At 44.6% G+C, this 2,516-nt stretch carries 2 protein-coding genes; both read left to right on the top strand.

Annotated features, from left to right (window positions below):
* Positions 1–110: 110 nt before the first annotated feature.
* Entirely contained in the window at positions 111–1,781 is a 1,671-nt protein-coding gene (locus BIZ39_RS21225; RefSeq protein ID WP_187448023.1) for a hypothetical protein, read from the top strand.
* 14 nt (positions 1,782–1,795) lie between these two features.
* The coding region (csy1, locus tag BIZ39_RS21230; RefSeq protein ID WP_262385830.1) for a type I-F CRISPR-associated protein Csy1 at positions 1,796–2,516 on the top strand (721 nt) is incomplete at its 3' end.

Below are 2,516 nucleotides of genomic sequence, written 5' to 3' on the forward strand. Positions count from 1 at the left end.
GATGGCAGAATATTGGAAGGTAACCCACCGCCACAGACCATATAATATAATACCTGTAGCGTTCTATGTTACTTTAGAGGGGAAAATCCCTAGAACCCCAAATAGCACCGATGTTGCGTTTGCTCACCTCTGACCTCGTTCTTGATGAGCCTGATGATTTTGGATTAGAAGATTTACCAGCCCTGTGTAGGATTGTTAATTGGGCAGGAATGTTGGGTTCAAGGGTTTTACTTTCGTCAGCGACTTTACCGCCAGGATTGATAGCTGCGCTCTACGATGCGTACGTGGCTGGACGGCAGCATTTTAATGAAGTTCATTTCCCTCATAATAACGAAACCGGTGTGGTGTGTGCTTGGTACGACGAAAACCATAGTGAAGTCTCACTAATACATGATCAACAAACCTTTACCCAAGCGTGCAAACGGTTTACGGATAAGCGTTTAAAAACGCTTACAAACAATGAAGACGTACTTCGCAAAGGGCAAATCGTTGCTACTAAAGCTCTACCTGCTGATACTGAAGAAGGTACGCTAGGAAGAGACAAAGGTAATGAGCGAGATCAATTTATATTTAAGTCGGTCGCTAACACTATTTCTCAAGAAATAGACCGGTTACACAACGCACATTATGTGAAAAACGAAAGTGGACAGCGAGTTTCAGTCGGGGTCGTTCGTATGGCAAATATCAACCCCATGATAGAAGTCGCAAAAAAAATTTTATCGACGTCGCCTCCAGAAAATACACAGTTTCATTTTTGTGTTTATCACTCTCAGTTTCCTCTAGCACTTCGGTCATATAAGGAGAGCCGCCTAGATAGCATTTTGACGCGATATGATGAGAATGCTTTTTGGGCACAGCCTGAAATTGCAAAGGCACTTAGCGACTCGCCGGTTACCAATCATGTTTTTGTCGTCATCGGTACCTCTGTTGTCGAGGTGGGCCGCGACCACGATTACGACTGGGCAATAGCTGAGCCAAGCTCATTAAGGTCGATTATTCAGCTAGCAGGACGTGTTCAAAGGCACCGAAAGCAGGCTCCTGCCAAACCTAATATTGTTGTCCTTGATCAAAACATCAGAGCGCTTAAAGGAGAGCGTGTTGCTTACTGTAAGCCAGGCTTTGAAACACCAGAGTTACCGCTCTCATCTAGGAAGCTCACTGACTTGGTTTCAACTGAGATAGCTAATATCTCAGCCATTCCTAGAATGGTAGAGCCTACAATGACAAAGCGTGACTTCATGAAGGATGCTTTGCCAGATAACAAGTCTGCTGCAAACTCCGTGTCGTCATTTGTGATTCAAGAGCATCGAGCAATAAGAACCGCGCTTAATGTAATAGGGGGGGATATCAACCATGAGCAGTTTTACAACTCGCCCAAGCCGGCCTCGCTTTGGTGGGACGAGTCAGCCCCTATCGATTGGAGTGCAGAGTTTATAAAGCAGACAGCGTTTAGAGAGTCCGCACCCCATGAAGAATTTACTTTGCAGTTAAGTGATACAGGTGAACTCAACTGGGGTCAAATAGACCAGACATCCTTGCCTTATTCATTCGTAAAACAAAATAACCGATTCACTACGGAAAGCTTCTCGCTCGCCAAGGGAAATTGCTGGTGGTTTGATAAATCAGCGCAAGAAATCTTTCATTACTTTGCTGAAAAAATGGATGGCGAAATCGAGAGTGTCAGCCAGAAATTAGGAGTCATAGGCTTAAGAGAGTCAAAAAGCGATAGGCCTATATGTTGGGCGTGGCATGAACAATTTGGCATTTATCAAGGGGATTAATAGGAATTATGGATATGACGCTAGCCGAAGCGATTGCAAACTACATAGAGCAGCGCAAAAAAACGAAACTTGAGCCTTTGGACAAGAAGCGCCAGAAAGTTTTGGATAAAGGGGATGAGGTAGCCATCGCTGCAGCCAACACCGAGTATCGTTCAGCGGCTTTGCCTATTGAAAAAAGCTTTGAACCAGAAGTTTGGTTAACCAACGCCGCTAAACGAGCAAAACAAATCAGTTTAGCAACGCACGCAGCTAAGTTTACGCACAGTGATGCCAAGGCGACAAGTCGATTAGTGGTCGAACAAACTGTCTTTGACGATGCTTATCTGGTTACGAGCTCTCTTAAAGAAAAGGCCATAGATGCGGTCGGCAATGCAGCTGCACTTGATGTGGCCAAACTGCTTAATCTTAAGGTTGAATATGAAAGCCTTATAGAACAAATTCGACAAGGTTCGTCGCCCGCACTTAGTGAATTTACCTCTGATGCAGCATTGCTGTCTTCTTGGATTGAGGGATTTAAAGAGGCGTTGGGTGGCAAAGAGCTAACTGTTAATAGTTTAACGAAGCAATTGTACTTCCCAGTGTCAAACGCTTCAGAGAGCGAGTATCACCTGATATGTCCTTTATTTTCCTCCGCTTTATGCCACCAACTTCATGAGAAAGTGACTTCATCACGCTATGGCACTAGCAAAGAGGTTAGGGATGCGCGTAAAGCTGGCAACTACCATAGCTCAATGG

The organism is Alteromonas sp. BZK5, assembly GCF_014349115.1.
GTDB classification, from domain to species: Bacteria; Pseudomonadota; Gammaproteobacteria; order Enterobacterales; family Alteromonadaceae; genus Alteromonas; species Alteromonas macleodii.

Bases quoted from the DNA above. Each gene is read 5' to 3' on its own strand.
- BIZ39_RS21225 (WP_187448023.1), top strand. From the start codon at position 111: ATGTTGCGTTTGCTCACCTCTGACCTCGTTCTTGATGAGCCTGATGAT.